The organism is Treponema sp. R8-4-B8 (genome assembly GCF_054786175.1).
The window spans coordinates 1-749 of the sequence record NZ_BDHE01000186.1 but is presented as its reverse complement, the minus strand read 5'-3'; the positions used below and the strand labels follow the sequence as shown (position 1 = coordinate 749).

1 protein-coding gene is annotated in these 749 nt (G+C 40.9%); it reads right to left on the bottom strand.

The window, feature by feature from the left end:
- Nucleotides 1-67: 67 nt before the first annotated feature.
- Nucleotides 68-640, bottom strand: a complete 573-nt coding sequence (locus ACYVRA_RS07790) for a GNAT family N-acetyltransferase (protein WP_461252170.1) — start codon at nucleotides 638-640, stop codon at nucleotides 68-70.
- Nucleotides 641-749: the final 109 nt, after the last annotated feature.

The following is a 749-nucleotide window of genomic DNA, read 5'->3' as shown; positions in this document are numbered from 1 at the left end:
GGTTAATAAAATCTGAATAAAAATCAGCAATTATTTCCATTTTTTTACTTCGGTTGCTTAGTTAAAATTAACTTACAACCCTAAACAATATATCCCGTCTCATACTGATTGTTTTTCGGCGCTTGTTGTTGGTTTCTTCGTTGGGGATAAAACCGTTTTTCTGATAAAAATTCAGGACGCTTTCGTTGTGTTCTATATCGGCGTCAACGGTAATGAAACGGCAGGCGAAATGTTGTTCATTGCAGGATTCGGCGATCTCGATGGCCATATCTACCATTAATGAACCAATGCCACGGTATTTTTTCTGAAATGGGGCGGAAACTGCCAGTTTTGCTATTTTCATTGTGGGGACGGTTTTGAAGGGATAGTCAAGATTATGGAGTTCTTTTTCTGTGGCTGATAGTTTTATGGCATCGGCTATAAGGGACATATATGCGGCGATGGCTCCGGTGGAGCGTTCAAGAAGGAGCCATGTAAGAGCCATTTGGTCATTTTGCGATCTTAATGCCTCGTGGAACAGGTAGTCATTGTATTCTTCAATCGGGCAGAAAAAACTATCAAGACAGATTCTTTTTATAAGCTGTTCAAGGGAGAAAAGCCGCTTGTCGGCGATAATTGATTTTTTTCCGTTTTGGTTCATTTTGCGGTTAATTCGCTAAAAAGTTTCTTGCGTGCTTTTGCCCATCTAATGTCTTCGGCGGTCGGCTTACGGCGTATCTGGGCTATAACGTCACGGACAATTTTTTTGT